This is a genomic window from Streptomyces sp. NPDC047072 (assembly GCF_040643855.1).
GTDB lineage: Bacteria > Actinomycetota > Actinomycetes > Streptomycetales > Streptomycetaceae > Streptomyces.
Genome location: NZ_JBEYVC010000199.1, coordinates 1 through 19,431, shown reverse-complemented (window position 1 = coordinate 19,431; position 19,431 = coordinate 1). Strand labels below are relative to the sequence as shown.

Annotated in this window: 19 protein-coding genes and 1 pseudogene; 15 read left to right on the top strand and 5 right to left on the bottom strand. The window is 70.5% G+C overall.

Features of this window, described 5'->3' with window-relative positions; all coding sequences use genetic code 11:
* Positions 1-79 precede the first annotated feature (79 nt).
* The 3 genes and pseudogenes from sepH to ABZ896_RS45565 form a co-directional block, all read right to left on the bottom strand.
* Positions 80-853: pseudogene (sepH, locus tag ABZ896_RS45575) on the bottom strand (septation protein SepH); the annotation flags it as partial.
* Between the two features lie 353 nt (positions 854-1,206).
* Positions 1,207-2,526, bottom strand: coding sequence for a D-arabinono-1,4-lactone oxidase (locus tag ABZ896_RS45570; protein WP_360942802.1), 1,320 nt, complete (start codon positions 2,524-2,526; stop codon positions 1,207-1,209).
* Positions 2,486-3,721 (bottom strand): MFS transporter, encoded by a 1,236-nt coding sequence (locus tag ABZ896_RS45565; RefSeq protein WP_360942799.1) that lies wholly within the window; start codon positions 3,719-3,721, stop codon positions 2,486-2,488. The genes ABZ896_RS45570 and ABZ896_RS45565 overlap by 41 nt, the downstream gene beginning before the upstream one ends.
* A 180-nt stretch (positions 3,722-3,901) precedes the next feature.
* Here ABZ896_RS45565 and ABZ896_RS45560 point away from each other — a divergent pair, with 180 nt between their 5' ends.
* Positions 3,902-5,029 carry a ferrochelatase gene (locus ABZ896_RS45560; protein WP_360942796.1) on the top strand — a complete coding sequence of 376 codons (1,128 nt, stop codon included), beginning with the start codon at positions 3,902-3,904 and terminating at the stop codon, positions 5,027-5,029.
* An 8-nt stretch (positions 5,030-5,037) separates the two neighbouring features.
* A complete protein-coding gene (locus ABZ896_RS45555; RefSeq protein WP_360942793.1) occupies positions 5,038-5,838 on the top strand; it encodes an inositol monophosphatase family protein in 801 nt (266 codons plus the stop codon).
* Positions 5,839-6,080: 242 nt separating this feature from the next.
* On the opposite strand, the gene ABZ896_RS45550 is transcribed toward ABZ896_RS45555, so the two are convergent.
* Positions 6,081-6,245: a hypothetical protein gene (locus ABZ896_RS45550; RefSeq protein ID WP_164784887.1), complete on the bottom strand. Its 165-nt coding sequence runs from the start codon at positions 6,243-6,245 to the stop codon at positions 6,081-6,083.
* A 421-nt stretch (positions 6,246-6,666) separates the two neighbouring features.
* On the opposite strand from ABZ896_RS45550, the gene ABZ896_RS45545 reads away from it, so the two are divergent.
* From ABZ896_RS45545 to ABZ896_RS45530, 4 genes are all read left to right on the top strand, one after another.
* A complete protein-coding gene (locus tag ABZ896_RS45545; protein ID WP_007385219.1) occupies positions 6,667-7,320 on the top strand; it encodes a response regulator transcription factor in 654 nt (217 codons plus the stop codon).
* Positions 7,321-7,326: 6 nt separating this feature from the next.
* A complete protein-coding gene (locus ABZ896_RS45540) occupies positions 7,327-8,562 on the top strand; it encodes a HAMP domain-containing sensor histidine kinase (RefSeq protein WP_360942789.1) in 1,236 nt (411 codons plus the stop codon).
* A gap of 405 nt (positions 8,563-8,967) precedes the next feature.
* A complete protein-coding gene (locus tag ABZ896_RS45535) occupies positions 8,968-9,264 on the top strand; it encodes a DUF4193 domain-containing protein (RefSeq protein WP_005481602.1) in 297 nt (98 codons plus the stop codon).
* Between the two features lie 13 nt (positions 9,265-9,277).
* On the top strand, positions 9,278-10,129 hold the full coding sequence (locus ABZ896_RS45530) for a hypothetical protein (RefSeq protein WP_360942786.1): 852 nt from the start codon (positions 9,278-9,280) through the stop codon (positions 10,127-10,129).
* Between the two features lie 54 nt (positions 10,130-10,183).
* Here ABZ896_RS45530 and ABZ896_RS45525 read toward each other — a convergent pair whose 3' ends face one another.
* On the bottom strand, positions 10,184-10,669 hold the full coding sequence (locus ABZ896_RS45525) for a DUF3093 domain-containing protein (protein WP_360942783.1): 486 nt from the start codon (positions 10,667-10,669) through the stop codon (positions 10,184-10,186).
* Between the two features lie 58 nt (positions 10,670-10,727).
* Here ABZ896_RS45525 and ABZ896_RS45520 point away from each other — a divergent pair, with 58 nt between their 5' ends.
* The 9 genes from ABZ896_RS45520 (at position 10,728) to ABZ896_RS45480 (ending at position 19,353) form a co-directional block, all read left to right on the top strand.
* A complete protein-coding gene (locus ABZ896_RS45520; RefSeq protein ID WP_360942780.1) occupies positions 10,728-11,312 on the top strand; it encodes a PaaI family thioesterase in 585 nt (194 codons plus the stop codon).
* Positions 11,309-11,860 carry a dUTP diphosphatase gene (dut, locus tag ABZ896_RS45515; protein WP_360942777.1) on the top strand — a complete coding sequence of 184 codons (552 nt, stop codon included), beginning with the start codon at positions 11,309-11,311 and terminating at the stop codon, positions 11,858-11,860. Before ABZ896_RS45520 ends, dut begins: the two co-directional genes overlap by 4 nt.
* A 1-nt stretch (position 11,861) precedes the next feature.
* Positions 11,862-12,623 carry a DUF3710 domain-containing protein gene (locus ABZ896_RS45510; protein WP_360942774.1) on the top strand — a complete coding sequence of 254 codons (762 nt, stop codon included), beginning with the start codon at positions 11,862-11,864 and terminating at the stop codon, positions 12,621-12,623.
* Positions 12,624-12,798: 175 nt separating this feature from the next.
* Positions 12,799-13,944, top strand: a complete 1,146-nt coding sequence (locus tag ABZ896_RS45505) for an alginate lyase family protein (protein WP_360942805.1) — start codon at positions 12,799-12,801, stop codon at positions 13,942-13,944.
* A 71-nt stretch (positions 13,945-14,015) separates the two neighbouring features.
* Positions 14,016-14,708 (top strand): ABC transporter ATP-binding protein, encoded by a 693-nt coding sequence (locus tag ABZ896_RS45500; protein WP_360942771.1) that lies wholly within the window; start codon positions 14,016-14,018, stop codon positions 14,706-14,708.
* 206 nt (positions 14,709-14,914) lie between these two features.
* Entirely contained in the window at positions 14,915-17,461 is a 2,547-nt protein-coding gene (locus ABZ896_RS45495) for a sensor histidine kinase KdpD (protein WP_360942768.1), read from the top strand.
* The gene (locus ABZ896_RS45490) at positions 17,458-18,141 is read left to right on the top strand and encodes a response regulator (RefSeq protein ID WP_360942765.1); all 684 of its coding nucleotides are present in this window, start codon (positions 17,458-17,460) and stop codon (positions 18,139-18,141) included. Before ABZ896_RS45495 ends, ABZ896_RS45490 begins: the two co-directional genes overlap by 4 nt.
* A gap of 45 nt (positions 18,142-18,186) precedes the next feature.
* Complete coding sequence (locus ABZ896_RS45485) at positions 18,187-18,585, top strand: OB-fold nucleic acid binding domain-containing protein (RefSeq protein ID WP_360942762.1); 399 nt, start codon at positions 18,187-18,189, stop codon at positions 18,583-18,585.
* A gap of 3 nt (positions 18,586-18,588) precedes the next feature.
* Positions 18,589-19,353, top strand: a complete 765-nt coding sequence (locus tag ABZ896_RS45480; RefSeq protein WP_360942759.1) for a DUF3159 domain-containing protein — start codon at positions 18,589-18,591, stop codon at positions 19,351-19,353.
* Positions 19,354-19,431: the final 78 nt, after the last annotated feature.

Sequence of the window (19,431 nt, the reverse complement as noted above, 5' to 3'; positions counted from 1 at the left end):
CGCAGCTCCAGATTGTCCATGGCCCCATGCAACCCGATTCCGGGGGTCACCAGCCACTTCACTCAGCGTGACGGCCGACCCGACGCGGTCCGACCATGTCGCCCCGGAAGCTCGGCACGGCCTCCAGGAGGCTGGTCAGCGAGTCGCGCTCGCCCACGCCCTCCTCGACCGGCTCGGGCGCGGGCAGGCTCGGCCGGTCGAGGGCGCGGTCCAGCGGACGGTCCCTCGGCAGCCGGGCGATACGCGGCACGAACGGAAAGCTGGGCTCCGGCGCGGCGAGGTCGTCGGACTCGCCGATCAGCGAGCGCGCCTCGTCGTCGACGGCCTGGACGAGCCGCCGGGGCGGGTCGTAGGTCCAGCTCGCCGAGTGCGGTTCGCCCGCGACCAAGTAGGCCAGCATGACCTCCCAGGTGCCGTCGTCACGGCGCCAGGAGTCCCACTGGACGGTGTCCTTCTCGGCGCCGCGCAGCAACAGCCGTTCCTGGACGGCCTCGCCGAGCTGCGGTCCGGCGTTCTCGCCGGGCCTGCGCACGGGTGTCTTACGGGCCCGCTCGGCCATGAACGCGCGCTCGGCGAGGACAGGGCCCTCGAAGCGCCGTACACGGTCGACGGGGATGCCTGCGAGCTGGGCGACTTCCTCCGCGGTGGCACCGGCGCGTATACGCGCCTGGATGTCGCGGGGACGGAGATGGCTTTCGACCTCGATCTCGATCTGCCCGAGGCGGGGACGGTCGCCGCGTACGGCGGCGCGCAGCCGCTCGTCGATCGGAAGGGTGTACTCCGTTGAGTCGGCAGCCTTGAGCACCAGCCGTGTGCCGTCATTCGAGACGGCCACGACACGCAGTTCGGGCATGGGGACCTCCCGGGTGGTGCCTGCCGACGTCACGTGCGTCGCTGCTTCCGCTAGTCGAGTGTGGCCTGCCCGGGTGCAGCCTGCCACAACCTTGCCGAGTTGCCCGGCGTGTCGGGCACGGGCCCTGGATCGCCGTTATGGCACGGTTACCTATTCGCAACGCTAAGTGACCAACTCCGTCACCCTGTGCAACTAGCCCCCTCCCGGCGGTCCTTGAAGGTCGCGGACGCCCTGGCGGGAGACCTGACCCAGGGCTCGCAACAGTACTCCATTCGGGCCACGTGCGTGGATTGCCGCGCCACTCAACTTCGTTCAAGAAGTGATGCCGGTGCACGGAATATCCATAAACGGAGCTATGTCCCGAGCACTCTCCGCAAGTAGTCGTTCTGGAACAGCCGTTGGGGGTCGAGGCGGTCCCGCAGCGCGGTGAACTCCCCGAAGCGCGGGTAGACCCCGGCGAAGTACTCGGCGTCGCGCGTGTGCACCTTGCCCCAGTGCGGGCGCCCCTCGTGCGCGGTGAAGATCCGCTCGGCGGCCGTGAAGTACGCCTGGTACGGCGTCCCCTTGACCATGTGGACCGCGATGTACGCGCTGTCGCGCCCCGAGGCGGTGGACAGCGTGATGTCGTCCGAGGGGGCCGTACGCACCTCGACCGGGAAGCTGACCTTCAGCCCGGACCGGTCGACCATCGCCTTGAGTTCGCGCAGCGTCTCGACCAGGGCCTCGCGCGGGACGGCGTACTCCATCTCCACGAACCGCACCCGGCGCGGCGATGTGAAGACCTTGTACGGGATGTCGGTGTAGGTCCGCGCGGAGAGCGCCTTGCTGGAGATCTGCGCGATCGAGGGGATGGTGCCCGGCACCGCGCGGCCCACCCACTGGGCCACCTGGAAGACGCCGTTGGAGAGGAACTCGTCCTCGATCCAGCCCTTCAGCTGCGGCACCGGCTTCTCGGGGCCCGCGCTGCGGTTGTTGCGCTTGGTGTTGGTGGAGCCGGTGTGCGGGAACCAGTAGAACTCGAAGTGCTCGTTCTCGGCCCACAGTTCGTCGAACTCGGCGAGCACCTTCTCGAACGGCATCGGCTCCTCGCGCGCGGTGAGCAGGAAGACCGGCTCCACGGCGAAGGTGATCGCGGTGACGATGCCGAGCGCGCCCAGGCCGATCCGGGCGGCCGCGAAGACCTCGGGGTTCTCCTTCTCCGAGCAGCTGAGCACGGACCCTTCGGCGGTCACCAGTTCAAGTCCCCTGATCTGCGCGGCGATCGAGCCCGACTCGCGCCCCGTGCCGTGGGTGCCGGTGCTGGTGGCCCCGGAGACCGTCTGCTCCATGATGTCGCCCATGTTGGCGAGCGACAGGCCCTCCCGCGCGAGCGCCATGTTGAGCCTCTTGAGCGGGGTGCCCGCCTCGACCGTGACGGTCATGGCGTCCCGGTCAATGTTGCGGATTCCCGTCAACAGTTGAGGGCGGATCAACACACCGTCGGTGGCCGCGATGGCCGTGAAGGAGTGCCCGGTGCCGACGGCCTTCACCTTGAGCCCGTCCTCGGCCGCCTTGCGTACGGCGTCCGCCAGTTCGTCGACCGAGGCGGGCGTGACCTCCCGCGCGGGACGGGCGGAGACGTTTCCGCCCCAGTTACGCCACGTGCCGTTCTTCGCGCTCGCTGTGGTGCTCAACGGTGCCTCCCCGACCCGGAGCCGGCCTGCTGAGCCGGCGGTACCCCAGGAAACCGACCGCGACCGCGACGGCCCCGGACACCGCCGGAACCCCGTACCCCGCCCGCGCACCGGCCGCGTCGATCACCCAGCCGGCCACCGAGGAGCCGAGCGCGACCCCCACCGCGAGCCCGGTGCTGATCCAGGTCATGCCCTCGGTCAGTTGCGCGCGTGGTACGTGCTGTTCGATCAGGGACATCGTCGTGATCATCGTGGGAGCGATGGACAGGCCCGCAACGAACAGCGCCACGGCCAGAAACGGCAAGTTTCCGACCAGTAGGAGGGGGATCATACTCACGGCCATGGCGCATATGCCCAGCAGCCAGCGTGGTTCGGGCCGTCCCGCGAAGCGCAAAAGGCCGAAGACGAGGCCCGCGACGCAGGAGCCCGCCGCGTACAGGGCGAGCACCACGCTCGCGGCGGCCTTGTGCCCCTGCTCGTCGGCGAAGGCCACGGTGACCACGTCCACGGCCCCGAAGATCGCGCCGGTCGCCACGAAGGTGGTCACCAGCACCTGGAGACCGGGCGCCCGCATCGCCGTACCGCCGCGTCGCTCGCGCGGATGCGGGACCGGCTCGGTGTCCCGCTGCGCGGTGAGCCAGAAGACGCCGACCGCCAGGAAGCCGGCGGCCAGCAGGGGACCGGCCTCGGGGAACCACGCGGTGGACAGGCCGATGGAGATGATCGGGCCGAAGATGAAGCACACCTCGTCGACCACGGACTCGAAGGAGTACGCGGTGTGCAGCTGAGGGGTGTCGCGGTACAGGGCGGCCCACCGCGCGCGGATCATCGCCCCGAGGCTCGGCACGGCACCGATGCCGACGGCGCACACGAACAGCACCCAGTCCGGCCAGCCGTAGTGCGCGGCGCACAGCAGTCCGGCGGACGCCGTGAGCGCGACGAGCGTGGCCGGGCGCAGCACCCGCCGCTGGCCGTACTGGTCCACCATGCGCGAGATCTGCGGCCCGATGACGGCGGCGGCCAGCGCGAGCGTCGCCGACAGGGTGCCCGCCAGCCCGTACCGCCCGGTGAGCTGGGAGATCATCGTGACCACGCCGATGCCCATCATCGACAGCGGCATCCGGCCGAGGAACCCGGCGGCGGAGAAGCTCCTGGTGCCGGGGGCGGCGAACAGAGCGCGGTAGGGGCTGGGCACGGAGGGCTCCGGTCGGGAAAGGGCGGCTCAGGATGCGCGTAAGGCGTGAACGCAGCCCATACAGCTTACGAGTGAGGTGACCCTAACGCACCCGTTCATGCACCCGTTCGAACGGCCCGGGAACCAGGCCGGCCACCCCGCCGTTTCCCGGCTGTCAGTACCGGATGACAGGATCGACCCATGCCAGACGCGCTCGACGCCACCCCCTACGACGCCCTGCTCCTGCTCTCCTTCGGCGGCCCCGAGGGCCCGGACGACGTGATCCCCTTCCTGGAGAACGTCACGCGCGGGCGCGGAATCCCCAAGGAACGCCTCAAGGAAGTGGGCGAGCACTACTTCCTCTTCGGCGGGGTCAGCCCCATCAACGACCAGAACCGCGCCCTGCTGGACGCCCTGCGCAAGGACTTCGCGGACCACGGCCTGGGCCTGCCGATCTACTGGGGCAACCGTAACTGGGCGCCCTACCTCACGGACACCCTGCGCGAGATGGTCACCGACGGCCACCGCCGCATCCTGGTGCTCGCCACCAGCGCCTACGCCTCCTACTCGGGCTGCCGCCAGTACCGCGAGAACCTCGCCGACTCACTGGCGGCCCTCGCGGCCGAGGGCGTGGAGCTGCCCCGGGTCGACAAGCTGCGGCACTACTTCAACCACGAGGGCTTCCTGGAGCCGATGATCGACGGGGTGATCGAGTCCCTCGCCGACCTCCCCGAGGACGTCCGCGACGGCGCCCACATCGCCTTCTCGACGCACTCCATCCCGACCGCCTCCGCGGACACCTCGGGCCCGGTGGAGGGCCACGGCGAGGGCGGCGCGTACGTCGCCCAGCACCTCGACACCGCCCGGCTGATCGCCGACGCCGTCCGCGAGCGCACCGGCGTCGAGCACCCCTGGCGGCTCGTCTACCAGTCCCGCTCCGGCGCCCCGCACATCCCGTGGCTGGAGCCCGACATCTGTGACCACCTGGAGGAGCGGCACGGGTCCGGCGCCCCGGCCGTGGTGATCGCGCCCATCGGTTTCGTCTCCGACCACATGGAGGTCCTCTACGACCTCGACACCGAGGCGAAGGCGAAGGCCGAGGAGTTGGGTCTGCCGATGCGCCGCTCGGCGACCGTCGGCGACGACCCGCGCTTCGCGGCCGCCGTCCGCGACCTGGTCCTGGAGCGCGCCGCGGTGGAGCGCGGGCAGGAGGTCACGCCCTGCGCGCTGGGCGCCCTCGGGGCCGACCACAACGTCTGCCCGGTCGGCTGCTGCCCGGCCCGCGCCGCCAAGCCCGCCGCCGCGGGCGTCGACAGCCCCTACGCGTGAGGAGCGCCGTGACCGACCCCCTGCACGCGGAACTGCTCGAACTGGCCCGGGAGGCGGCCCTTCGCGCCGGCGCCCTGCTGCGCGACGGCCGTCCGGCCGATCTCGCGGTGGCCAGGACCAAGTCCAGCCCGATCGACGTGGTGACCGAGATGGACATCGCGGCGGAGAAGCTGATCACCGACCTGATCTCCGAGCACCGCCCCGACGACGGCTTCCTGGGTGAGGAGGGCGCCTCCAGCGAGGGCACCAGTGGGGTCCGCTGGGTGATCGACCCGCTCGACGGCACGGTCAACTACCTCTACGGACTGCCCACTTGGTCGGTCTCCATCGCGGCGGAGCAGGACGGCGAGACCGTCGTGGGTGTCGTGGCGATCCCCCTGCGGGGTGAGACCTTCCACGCGGTACGAGGCGAGGGTGCCTGGGAGGGCGAGCGCAGGCTGTCCTGCCGCCCGGCGCCGCCCCTGGACCAGGCGCTGGTCTCGACGGGGTTCAACTACGTCCTGGAGGTCCGCACCCACCAGGCCGAGGTGGCCCAGAAGCTGATCCCGCAGCTCCGTGACATCCGGCGCGGCGGGTCGGCTGCGGTCGACCTGTGCGACCTGGCCGCCGGCCGCCTGGACGGCTACTACGAGCGCGGGCTGAACGCCTGGGACTTCGGCGCGGGCGACCTGATCGCCCGGGAGGCGGGCGCCCTGACCGGTGGCCGCCCCGGAGAGCGCCCGAACCGCGATCTGACGGTCGTCGGCACCCCGGGCGTCTTCGAGCCCCTCCAGCGGCTCCTGGAGGACCTCGGCGCCTGGCACGACTGAGGGGCGGATGCCATAAGAGCGCGGCCTGCTGGGGCCGCCGTAAAAGCGCGCCTGAGAGCGGCCACCGTAGGAAACGCGTCTGACGGGCGGCCGCCGTGGGAAGCGCGACCGGCAGGCGGCCACCGTAAGAACTCCGCGTGAACGCGCGGGGACGACAACGCGGCGGGCCCCCGGCGCTGGATTCGCCGGGGGCCCGCCGTCGTGTTCGCGAAGCCGTGTCGTGCCGCGTAGCCGATCAGACGCTAGGCGCTGACCTCCACACCGTGTTCGGCGGCGAGGCGGCGCAGGTCGTCGAGTTCGCCCTGCTCCACCTCGACGAGGAAGTCGTCGCCCTCGTCGCGAGCCCGCGTCAGATCGGTCTCGGTCGCCCTTATGCGCTGCAGAAGTCCTGCGGTGAATGCGTCCATGCTGCGCCCCCTCGTCCTGGTCGTGGGTCGATGGCACGGGGGTGTGCCGTTCGGAGGGGCGATCACGGCTCCTGCGGATGCCCGGCGCGCTGCCCTGCCGGGCGGCGACGGTGCCAGACCTCCACGTCCACTCTGCGGAAGCGGAACGCCAGTGCCGGATGGTGGTACGGCACATGCAGAGCGTGATCGCGGGGTGTAAAGCCGTCCTCCCCCCGCTCTCTCCGACGGAAACCTCAACCGCGCGAGAAAATCCCGCATTCCCGGTCTCACACCCGTCTTTCAGCCGCCGCTCACCCGTCTTACAGCCGACTTATGGCCGAAAAGGGCAGGATGGAGGCCAACACACCCGACCACGCCCCTGCCCGTGTGCCCGAAAGCGCTACGCGAGTGGACACGGGCGGACACAGGAAGGACAAGCGACGTGCGCGTACTCGTCGTCGAGGACGAGCAGCTGCTCGCCGATGCGGTGGCCACCGGACTGCGCCGGGAGGCCATGGCCGTCGACGTCGTGTACGACGGTGCGGCCGCCCTGGAACGCATCGGCGTCAACGACTACGACGTGGTCGTCCTCGACCGAGACCTCCCCCTCGTCCACGGCGACGACGTCTGCCGCAAGATCGTCGAACTCGGCATGCCCACCCGCGTGCTGATGCTCACGGCCTCCGGCGACGTCAGCGACCGCGTCGAGGGCCTGGAGATCGGCGCCGACGACTACCTCCCCAAGCCCTTCGCCTTCAGCGAGCTGACGGCACGCGTGCGTGCCCTGGGCCGGCGCACCAGCGTGCCCCTGCCGCCCGTGCTGGAGCGCGCCGGGATCAAGCTCGACCCCAACCGCCGCGAGGTCTTCCGTGACGGCAAGGAGGTCCAGCTCGCCCCCAAGGAGTTCGCCGTCCTGGAGGTGCTGATGCGCTCCGAGGGCGCCGTGGTCTCCGCGGAACAGCTCCTGGAGAAGGCCTGGGACGAGAACACCGACCCCTTCACCAACGTCGTGCGGGTGACCGTCATGACCCTGCGCCGAAAGCTGGGCGAACCCCCGGTGATCGTCACCGTCCCCGGCTCGGGCTACCGGATCTGATAACCCGTGGCCTCGACTCCCGCTCCTCCCCAGGCACCCCCGAAGCCCACCTGGGACCCCAGGAGGCCGGCACCGCAGCTGCCCTGGCTGCGTCCGACCATCCGCATAAGGCTCACCCTGCTGTACGGCGGCATGTTCCTGATCGCCGGCATCCTGCTGCTGTCGATCATCTACCTGCTGGCCGCCCAGGCGCTCAACGTGGGCAGCGACCTGCCCTTCAAGATCACCCAGGGCAGCCTCAGCAGCACGATGTGCGACCTGCCCCAGAACGCCTCGGCCGACGTCATGAACAAGGCGATGGCCGACTGCGTCAACGTCCAGCGCCAGCACGCCCTGGACAACCTCCTCAGCCGCTCCCTGCTGGCCCTGCTCGGCCTCGCGATCATCGCCTTCGCCTTCGGGTACGCGATGGCCGGCCGGGTCCTGTCGCCGCTGGGCCGGATCCTGCGCACCGCACGCGCGGTGGCGGGCTCGGACCTGTCCCGCCGTATCGAACTGGACGGCCCGGACGACGAGATCAAGGAACTGGCCGACACCTTCGACGACATGCTGGAGCGGCTGGAGCGGGCCTTCACCGCCCAGCAGCGCTTCGTCGGCAACGCCTCGCACGAACTGCGCACCCCGCTGGCGATCAACCGCACGCTCCTGGAGGTCCACCTCTCCGACCCGGGCGCGCCGGTGGAGCTCCAGCAGCTCGGCAAGACGCTGCTGGCCACCAACGAGCGCAGTGAGCAGCTCGTGGAGGGTCTGCTGCTGCTCGCCCGCAGCGACAACCAGATCGTCGAGCGCAAGCCGGTGGATCTCGCCGAGGTCGCCGAGCAGGCCGTCGACCAGGTGCACGCCGAGGCCGAGGCCAAGGGCGTGGTGATCCGCGGCGAGCAGAAGCCGGCGGTCGTCCAGGGCAACGGCGTCCTGCTGGAGCGCATCGCCCTGAACCTCGTACAGAACGCCGTGCGGTACAACGTCCCGGAGGACGGCTGGGTCGAGGTCACCACGGACGTCCAGCACGGCCAGGCGGTGCTCGTGGTTTCCAATACCGGCCCGGTGGTACCGGCGTACGAGGTGGACAACCTCTTCGAGCCCTTCAAGCGGCTGCGCGGCGCGGACCGCACGGGCAGCGACAAGGGCGTCGGACTGGGCCTGTCCATCGTGCGGTCGGTGGCGCGGGCGCACGGCGGGCACATCACGGCACAGCCGCGCGAAGGGGGTGGACTGGTGATGCGAGTCGCCCTGCCCGTCTGAGATCATGACCTCCGCACGCCGACCGACACACGAGGATGTTCGCTTTGCGCGGAATTTTCGGACCGCTCAAGGGGGCACCCCGTGTGTGATCGATCACAAGGGCGATTTTCGCTCCCTCCACTCTCCGTGATCATGCACCCTGTCGGAAAGCCGGGAAAATCCTGGTTTTCGGGGGTCTTGATCACGGGAAGTACACGGTGAGACGCCTTTGGAGTGCGGGATTCGGACCGTGTACGGTCCCGATCGCCACCCGGCCCGATCACTCATGAGGAGTCCGGTTGGGTGTCGATTGAGTAACAGACCTTGATGTGAGGCAAAATCTCCGCCTCAGGTCGGGCACAAGTCCGGCCTCTCACGCGTTACGTGCGCTGGAGACACCGCAGACACCCAGAGGGGGAGAGCGACATGGCAACCGATTACGACACACCACGGAAGACCGACGACGACGTCGACTCGGACAGCCTTGAAGAGCTGAAGGCCCGGCGGAACGACAAGTCCACCTCGGCGGTGGACGTCGACGAGTTCGAGGCCGCCGAAGGCCTGGAACTCCCCGGCGCCGACCTCTCCAACGAGGAGCTGGCCGTCCGGGTCCTGCCCAAGCAGCAGGACGAGTTCACCTGCATGAGCTGCTTCCTGGTGCACCACCGCAGCCAGCTGGCCCGCGAGAAGAACGGCCAGCCGATCTGCCGCGACTGCGACTGAGGGAGGGTCGGGCATGACTGGCTCGACCCCACCTTGGAAGCGCCGCGACGGCGCACGTGAAGACGAGCGGGGCCCCTCCGACCAGGGCGCCTCGCTCGAACCGGCGTTCCGGGCCGACCCCCCGGCGCCTGCCGGGTCCGCCGGGGCGCCCACGCCCGTCACCAGGCGGCGGGCGGCGGCGATCCGGGACAAGGCCCGGGAAGGCGTCCGCAAGGGCGGCAGCCGGGCCCGGGCGGGTCTGTCGTACCTCACCGACCGGATCATCGAGAACGCCCCGCGGGTGCCCGTACGGGACCTCGCGACCCTCCGTCGACAGTTCCCGGGCCTCGGTCCCGAGGAACTCGCGGACAAGCTCGTCACAGGCGCGTCCGCCGCCACGGCGACGGTCGGGGCCGGGATCGGCGCGGCGGCGATGCTGCCCGTCCCGCCCGCGATGCCGACCGAACTGGCCGCGGAGATCACCGGCGTGGCCGCGATCGAGCTCAAGCTGATCGCCGAACTCCACGAGGTCTACGGCCTGCGGCCGCCCGGCAACCTCAAGGAGCGCTCCACCGCGTATCTGAACTCCTGGTCCGGAGAGCGCGGGATCGACGTGAGGAAGCCGTCGAGCGTGAGCGGCGCGCTCAACAGCCAGATGAAGCAGCAGCTGCGGCAGCAGATCATGAAGCGCATGGTGCGCGACCTGCCGAACCTCATGCCCTTCCTGGTCGGCGCGGCCGTCGGAGCGGTCATGAACCGCCGGGACACCAGGAAGCTCGCCGACCGCATCCGCAAGGACCTGCGGGGGATCCAGGTGCCGTGGGACGCGTTGCCCGAGCTGCCCGCCCTGGAGGCTCCGGCCGACCCGCTGGAACTCGACGGGTAAGACTTCGTTGAGACTTCGGGCTTCACCGGCCGGGTGAAGCCCTGTTCGCATGTTCTAGACGGCTTCGGACGGGTTCTGGGCGGCGGCCGTCCGGGCCGTCCGCAGCGCCTCGGCCAGCCGCTCCGGCTCGCGCGTCGAGAGGTACAGGTACGGCGTCGGGTCCTCGGGGTCGGTGACCTCCACCCGCAGCGCGGTGGGGATGTAGGCGCGCAGCAGCAGGAAGGCGCGCACATCGGCCTTGTACGTCCGCCAGGCCCGGGCCTCCTCCGCGTCCAGGACCTCGGCCTCGCCCAGCGCGGACACCGGGATCTTCGCCTCGCCCGCGATCAGGGAGTCGCCCACCACGCGGATGCGCTGCGAACCGTAGGAACTGGCCGCGACCGCGGCCACGGCGGTGCCCCCGACCAGGCCGCCGAGCAGCGGCAGGGTCCCGAAGGGGAGCAGGATCAACGCGAACGAGACACCGACCAGGAAAGAGATCAGCCACCAGGACTTGGGGGCGGTGAGGCGTTCGTCGTACGGCGTGGCGGTGGGCTGCATGAGGTCAAGCTTGGCACGGTGCTCTGATATCGCCGACGCGCGGGTAAGGTCTGCGGCTGTGAGTGGTACGACCCCGTCTCTCCAGCCTCCCGCCGACGCGGCGAAACCTGTGCGTCACCCCGACGCCCCCGCGCCCGGTGAGCTCCTTGGCGCGCACTACGACCGGTGTTTCGGCTGTGGCGGCGAGCAGCCCCACGGGCTGCACCTGGAGGCACGGGCCGGCGAAGGGGTGTCCGTCACCGCCGAGTTCACCGTGCAGCCCGCCCACCAGGGCGCTCCGGGGCTCGCGCACGGCGGGGTGCTCGTCAGCGCGCTCGACGAGACCCTCGGCTCGCTCAACTGGCTGCTGCGCACGATCGCGGTGACCGGACGGCTGGAGACCGACTTCGTGCGGCCGGTGCCGGTGGGGACCACGCTCCATCTGACCGGCGAGGTGACGGCGGTGGCCGGGCGCAAGATCTACTCGACCGCCACCGGCCGGATCGGCGGTCCCGAGGGACCGGTCGCCGTCCGCGCGGACGCCCTCTTCGTCGAGGTGAAGGTCGACCACTTCATCGACAACGGCCGCCCCGAGGAGATCCGGGCCGCCATGGACGACCCGGACCAGGTCCGGCGGACCCGTGCCTTCGAGGTGAACCCGTGAGCCGTGAGTCCCTGAACGTCCTGATCCGGCGCGTCGACCCCGACGTACCGCTTCCGGCGTACGAGCACCCCGGTGACGCGGGGGCCGATCTGCGGACCACCGAGAGCCGTGAACTGAAGCCGGGCGAGCGGGCCGTGCTGCCCACGGGGGTGTCTGTGGCGCTCCCCGAGGGGTACGCGGCCTTCGTGCACCCACGATCCGGTCTGGCCGCCCGCTGCGGTGTCGCTCTCGTGAATGCCCCGGGGACGGTTGATGCCGGGTACCGTGGGGAGATCAAGGTGATCGTGGTGAATCTCGACCCGCACGAGTCGGTGCGGTTCGAGCGCTTCGACCGGATCGCCCAACTCGTCGTCCAGCAGGTCGAGAGGGTCCGCTTCCAGGAGGTCGCGGAGCTTCCCGGATCGGCGCGGGCCGAGGGGGGCCTCGGGTCCACCGGCGGTCACGCCGCCGTGGGCGACGGGGGCGATACAGGCGATACGGCCGCCGTCGGCGGCGCAACGGGTGGGAATCGATACGCATCGGTCGTATCCGACCGGGAAGGACAGTGACGTGTTCGGACGTCGCAAGAAGAAGGATGCCGCCGAGGGCGCGGCCGGCGAGGCCGAGCAGGTCGTCGACAGTGTCGACACTGAGGCGGACGACGAGGGCGGGCGCGAGCGCGTGAGGCTCGAGCCGGAGCCGCGGCCCGACGGGCCCTGGGACGACACCGAGGTCCGCGACCCGGCCGAGGGCCGCGTCGACCTGGGCGGTCTGTTCGTGCCGGGTGTCGACGGCATGGAGCTGCGGGTCGAGGTCGCGGGCGACGCGATCGTCGCGGCCACCGTCGTGCTGCGCGACAGCGCCATCCAGCTGCAGGCCTTCGCCGCCCCCAAGCGCGAGGGCATCTGGGGCGAGGTGCGCGAGGAGATCGCCGGCGGCATCACCCAGCAGGGCGGCATCGTCGACGAGGTCGAGGGTCCGCTCGGCTGGGAGCTGCGCGCCCAGGTGCCGGTGCAGCTGCCGGACGGCACGGGCGGCTTCCAGGTGGTGCGCTTCGTCGGCGTGGACGGTCCGCGCTGGTTCCTGCGCGGGGTGATCTCGGGTCAGGGCGCGGTGCAGCCGCAGGCGGCCGGGCTCCTGGAGCAGATCTTCCGGGACACGGTCGTGGTCCGCGGCGAGGGCCCGATGGCGCCCCGCGACCCGATCGTCCTCAAGCTGCCGAACGACGCGCAGATGGTCCCCGAGGGCGTCCAACAGCAGGAGGAGGGCTCCCGCTTCTCCGGCGGAATGGGCCAGCTCCAGCGCGGACCGGAGATCACCGAGGTCCGCTAGGGCACACAGCGACTCAAGGGCCGTACCCCGTCAGGGGGTGCGGCCCTTTTTCGTGCGCGGGACCTTGACGGCGTATTGGTCTGTACCTACGGTCATCCGCCAACGCCCATGTTCACAGGGGTGCCTTGCGTTCATATACGAGAACGGAGTCGCTGTGCGTGGTCCAGTACCGCTAGTGATCGTCACCGCCTTCACCCTGGGGCTGCTCGCGCATCCCGCCGAAGCCGCCCCCGCCACCTTCGTCCATCCCGGAGTCACCGTCTCCCAGGGGCAGTTGGACTTCGCGCGGAGCAAGGTCAACGCCGGTGCCCAGCCCTGGAAGGGCGCCTTCGACCAGATGCTGGCGAGCAAGTACGCCGATCTGAACCGCACGCCCAAGCCGCGCGCGGTCGTCGAGTGCGGCTCCTACTCGAACCCCGACCACGGCTGCACCGACGAGCGCCAGGACGCCATCGCCGCCTACACCGACGCCCTCGCCTGGTACATCACCCGGGACGAGCGCTACGCGAAGAAAGCGATCCAGCTGATGGACGCCTGGTCCGCGGTGCTCACCGACCACACCAACAGCAACGCGCCGCTCCAGACCGGCTGGGCCGGCTCCTCCTGGCCCAAGGCCGCCGAGATCATCAAGTACACGTACGGCGGGAGTTGGGCGAACTCCGGCCGCTTCGCGACCATGCTCCGCAACGTCTACCTGCCGGAGATCATCAACGGTTCGAACTCCAACGGGAATTGGGAGCTGTCGATGACGGAGGCCGCCGTGGGCATCTCCGTCTTCCTGGAGGACAAGTCGTCGTACGACAAGGCCATGGCGAAGTTCCGCACCCGTACCGCCGCCTATGTGTACCTCGAATCCGACGGTGAGCTGCCGAAGACCGTGCCGAGTCAGAACCTCGACACCCGGGAGAAGATCGTCGGTTACTGGCAGGGGCAGTCCACCTTCGTCACCGGGCTCACCCAGGAGACCTGCCGGGACCTCACACACACGGGGTACGGCATCTCGGCGATCTCGCACGTCGCCGAGACCAGCCGGATCCAGGGGCAGGACCTGTACGGCACGGACGTGGGGGAGCGGCTGCGGCAGGCGCTGGGGTTCCAGTCGAAGTACGAGCTGGGGACGGCCGTGCCGAGCTGGCTGTGCGGAGGGTCGCTGAAGCTCGGGCTCGGGCCGGTGACGGAGGTCGGCTACAACGCCCTGCACAATCGGCTTGGCATGGGCATGACTAATACACAGACCCTGACCGAGCGGAACCGACCGGCCGGCACCAACAGCCTCTTCGTGGCCTGGGAGACGCTCACGCACGGGGACAACCCGAGCTGAAACCGTTGAAGTGCCGGGCGCCGGACGGTGATACTGGCGCCCGGTTCACGGGGTCTCACGGGGGAGGGCGCATGACTGAGGTGGTCACCGAGACCATGGTGCGGGTCGAGGACCTGCACAAGTCGTTCGGTGAGGGGGCCGCCGCGGTGCACGCGCTGCGCGGGGTCTCCTTCGAGGTGCCGCGCGGGGAGCTCGTCGCCCTCAAGGGGCGTTCGGGCTCCGGCAAGACCACGCTCCTCAACGTCGTCGGCGGGCTCGACCGGCCGGACCGGGGCCGGGTCGTGCTCGACGGGGTCGACATCGCGGGGCTGGACGAGGACGGGCTGCTGGCGCTGCGCCGGGACCGGATCGGCTTCGTCTTCCAGTCCTTCGGGCTCATCCCGATCCTCACGGCGGCGGAGAACGTCGGCGTGCCGATGCGGCTGCGCCGGATGGACGCACGCGCGCGTGAGGAGCGGGTCGAGTTGTTGCTGGCCCTTGTCGGTCTTGCGGATCATGCGAAGCAGCGGCCCGGGGAGCTTTCCGGGGGGCAGCAGCAGCGGGTCGCGATCGCGCGGGCGCTGGCCAATGAACCCGCGCTGCTGGTCGCCGACGAGCCGACGGGGCAGTTGGATGCGGAGACGGGGCATGCGGTGATGGAGCTGTTGCGGGCCGTTGTGCGGAGTGAGGGGGTGACCGCGCTGGTGGCTACGCATGATGCGACGTTGCTGGACCTTGCCGATCGGGTGCTGGAGTTGGGGGACGGGGAGATCGTGGGGGGCTGAGGTCTCGTCTGTCTGCGGGTTCGTTGTGGCTGGTCGCGCAGTTCCCCGCGCCCCTGGGTGGGTGGTGTTCGGGCTCCCTTGTCTGTTCTGGCGTCAGGGTTGCGTCAAAGACTTCCCCCAGGCCGGTCCTCGCCCCCTTCCCGGCGAAAACCGGTCGTAAGGTCGACGCTGCGCAGGTGGGAAGTGGTGGGAAGACAATGGGACCCATGGGACGCGGCAGGCTTCGGATCTATCTCGGTGCGGCACCGGGCGTCGGCAAGACGTACGCGATGCTCTCCGAGGCGCACCGCCGGACGGAGCGGGGCACCGACTGTGTCGTGGCGTTCGTGGAGCACCACGGCCGGCCGCGCACCGAGGTGATGCTGCACGGCCTGGAGGAGATCCCGCGCCGGGAGCTGGAGTACCGGGGCGCGGTCTTCACCGAGATGGACGTGGACGCCGTCCTGCGCCGGGCCCCCGCCGTCGCCCTGGTGGACGAACTGGCCCACACCAACATTCCGGGCTCCCGCAACGCCAAGCGCTGGCAGGACGTGGAGGAGCTGCTCGCGGCCGGGATCGACGTGGTCTCGACCGTCAACATCCAGCACCTGGAGTCACTCGGGGACGTCGTCGAGTCGATCACAGGCGTACGGCAGCAGGAGACCGTGCCCGACGAGACGGTCCGCCGCGCCGACCAGATCGAGCTGGTCGACATGTCACCCCAGGCCCTGCGCCGTCGTATGGCGCACGGGAACATCTACCAGCCCGACAAGGTCGACGCGGCCCTGTCGAACTACTTCCGCCCCGGCAACCTCACCGCCCTGCGCGAACTGGCGCTGCTGTGGGTGGCCGACCGGGTCGACGAGTACCTCAAGCAGTACCGCAGCGACCACCGGGTCTCCACGATCTGGGGCTCCCGGGAGCGGATCGTGGTCGGACTGACCGGCGGCCCCGAGGGGCGGACGCTGATCCGGCGGGCCGCGCGGCTCGCGGAGAAAGGCGCCGGCGGCGAGGTGCTCGCCGTCTACATAGCCAGCAGCGACGGGCTGACCTCCGCCTCGCCCAAGGAACTCGCCGTCCAGCGCACTCTCGTCGAGGACCTCGGCGGCACCTTCCACCACGTGGTCGGCGACGACATACCGGCCGCGCTGCTCGCCTTCGCGCGCGGGGCCAACGCCACCCAGATCGTGCTCGGCGTCTCGCGGCGCAAGAGCTGGCAGTACGTCTTCGGGCCCGGCGTCGGCGCGACCGTGGCCCGCGACTCCGGGCCCGACCTCGACGTCCACCTCATCACGCACGGCGAGGCCGGCAAGGGGCGCGGACTGCCCGTCGCGAGGGGCGCCCGGCTCGGGCGGGCCCGGATCATCTGGGGCTGGCTGGTCGGCCTGGTCGCGCCGGCGGTCCTGACGGTGCTGCTCAGCACCGTGCACCTCGGCCTCGCCAACGACATGCTGCTCTTCCTCGCGGTCGTGGTGGCGGCGGCCCTCCTCGGCGGGCTCTTCCCGGCGCTCGCCTCGGCCGCGGTCGGCTCGCTGCTGCTGAACTACTTCTACACACCGCCCCTGCACCGCTGGACCATCGCGGATCCGAGGAACATCGTCGCCATCGTGATCTTCGTGGGCGTCGGCATCTCGGTGGCCTCCGTCGTCGACCTGGCGGCGAGAAGGACCCACCAGGCCGCCCGGCTGCGCGCCGAGTCGGAGATCCTCTCCTTCCTCGCCGGGAACGTGCTGCGCGGCGAGACCGGCCTGGAGGAGCTCCTGGAGCGGGTGCGCGAGACCTTCGGGATGGAGTCGGCGGCCCTCCTGGAGCGGGAGAACGACGTCGAGCCGTGGACCTGCGCGGGCCGGGCGGGCCTCGGACGGCCCGTGGAGCGGCCCGAGGAGGCGGACGTCGACGTGCCCGTCGGCGACCACATGGCGCTCGCGCTCACCGGCCGGGTGCTCCCCGCCGAGGACCGCCGGGTGCTGGCCGCCTTCGCCGCCCAGGCCGCCGTCGTCCTGGACCGGCGCAGGCTCCAGGAGGAGGCCGACCGGGCCCGCACGCTGGCCGAGGGCAACCGCATCCGCACCGCGCTGCTGGCCGCCGTATCGCATGATCTGCGCACTCCGCTGGCCGGGATCAAGGCGGCCGTCTCGTCGCTCAGGTCCGACGACGTGGCGTGGTCGGAGGAGGACCAGGCAGAGCTGCTGGAGGGGATTGAGGAGGGCGCCGACCGGCTCGACCACCTGGTGGGCAACCTCCTCGACATGTCCCGGCTCCAGACCGGCACGGTCACCCCGATCGTCCGGGAGATCGACCTCGACGAGGTGGTGCCCATGGCGCTCGTCGGGGTGCCCGACGGGAGCGTCGACCTGGACGTGCCGGAGACCCTGCCCATGGTCGCCGTCGACGCGGGGCTCCTGGAGCGGTCGGTCGCCAACCTGGTCGAGAACGCCGTCAAGTACAGCCCGCCCGGCAGCCCCGTCCTGGTGGCCGCCAGCGCCCTCGCCGACCGGGTCGAGGTCCGGGTGGTCGACCGCGGGCCCGGAGTGCCCGACGAGGCCAAGGAGCGCATCTTCGAGCCCTTCCAGCGCTACGGCGACGCCCCGCGCGGTGCCGGTGTCGGACTGGGGCTCGCGGTCGCCCGGGGCTTCGCCGAGGCCATGGGGGGCACCCTCGACGCCGAGGACACACCCGGCGGAGGCCTCACCATGGTGCTGACGCTCCAGGCCGCCCACGCGCGCGTGGAGCTCGCCGAACCCTTCGCGGAACCCGAAAGGCAGGCCCTATGACCCGGGTGTTGGTCATCGACGACGAGCCGCAGATCGTGCGGGCCCTCGTGATCAACCTCAAGGCGCGCAAGTACGAGGTCGACGCGGCGCACGACGGCGCCGGCGCCCTGCGGCTCGCCGCCGCCCGCCACCCCGACGTGGTGGTGCTCGACCTGGGCCTGCCCGACATGGACGGCGTCGAGGTGATCAAGGGGCTGCGGGGGTGGACCCGGGTACCGATCCTGGTGCTGTCCGCGCGGCACACCTCCGACGAGAAGGTCGAGGCGCTCGACGCGGGCGCCGACGACTACGTCACCAAGCCCTTCGGCATGGACGAGCTGCTGGCCCGTCTGAGGGCGGCCGTGCGGCGCGCCGAGCCCACCGGGGGCGGCGAGGAGGACGTCCTCGTGGAGACCGACGGGTTCACCGTCGACCTGGCCGCCAAGAAGGTCCAGCGGGACGGCAAGGACGTCCGGCTCACCCCCACCGAGTGGCACCTCCTGGAGGTCCTGGTGCGCAACACCGGCCGCCTGGTCGGCCAGCGACAGCTGCTCCAGGAGGTGTGGGGGCCGTCGTACGGGACGGAGACGAACTACCTGCGGGTCTACATGGCCCAGCTCAGACGGAAGCTGGAGGCGGACCCCTCGCATCCGAAGCACTTCGTCACCGAGCCGGGCATGGGGTACCGGTTCGAGCGTTAGTACGGCGGGTACGAAGGTGTCAGCGGGCCCCGGTACGCTTCAGATATGAGTGCTGTTCCTCGTTCCGAGAAGCCGGTGGGCCGGTTCCGGCGCATGCTCGACCGGCTCTCCTCGTCGCAGGAGGACCTGGAGTCCGAGGAGCTGCGCGAGGACACCGAGACCGCCGGCTGCACCCGGATCGGCGACTGCCACGACCGCCAGGTCGTGACCGTTACTGGTACCTTGCGCACGGTCACCCTGCGCCCGCGCGCGGGCGTACCCGCCCTGGAGGCCGAGCTGTTCGACGGCTCCGCCGCCCTGGACGTGGTGTGGCTCGGCAGACGCTCCATCGTGGGCATAGAGCCGGGGCGCAAGCTCATCGCGTCGGGCCGGATCTCGATGAGCCGGGGCCGCCGGGTGCTGTTCAATCCGAAATACGAACTCCGACCCGTGGGACGGGAGTAGCCGGTGACGTCTCTCGACAAGCCGACCGAAGACACGCAGGCCGACGACGCGCGGGCGGTGACCGAGGCCGCTCTGTTCGAGGCGTTCGGCGGCGTCCGGGGCATGGTCGAGACGGTCCTGCCAGGCCTGCTCTTCGTCACGATCTTCACGATCAACAAGGACCTGCACATCTCGGCGATCGCCGCGCTCGCGGTGTCCCTGCTGCTGGTCGTGGTCCGGCTGGCCATGCGGGACACCGTCAAGCACGCCTTCAGCGGTGTCTTCGGCGTCGCCTTCGGTGTCGTCTTCGCGATGATGACCGGCAACGCCAAGAACTTCTATCTGCCGGGCATGCTGTACACCCTGGGCCTGGGCCTGGCGTACGTCATCACGACCCTCGCCGGTGTGCCGCTGATGGGCCTCATCCTCGGCCCGGTCTTCAAGGAGAACCTCTCCTGGCGGACCCGCAATCCGGGCCGCAAGAAGGCGTACGCCAAGGCCAGTTACGCCTGGGGCGGGATCCTGCTCGCCAAGTGCGCGATCCTCTTCCCGCTGTACTGGTGGGCCGACACCGCGCAGCTCGGCTGGGTCCTGGTCGCCCTGAAGATCCCGCCCTTCCTGCTCGCCGTCTGGCTGACCTGGGTCTTCCTCGCGAAGGCGCCGGCTCCGATCGACGTGTTCGCGGAGATGGAGGCCGAGGAGAAGGCCGAGGAGGAGCGCAAGGCCGCGCTGGCGGCGGAGCGTGCGGATCAGGGTGAGGCCGCGGGACGGCACCGCCGAGAGGCCTAGATCGCGCTACGACGACGGAGGGCGCCCTGCGTGATGCGACGAACGAGGGTACGTCGTAGTCGCGTCCGGACGGACGTG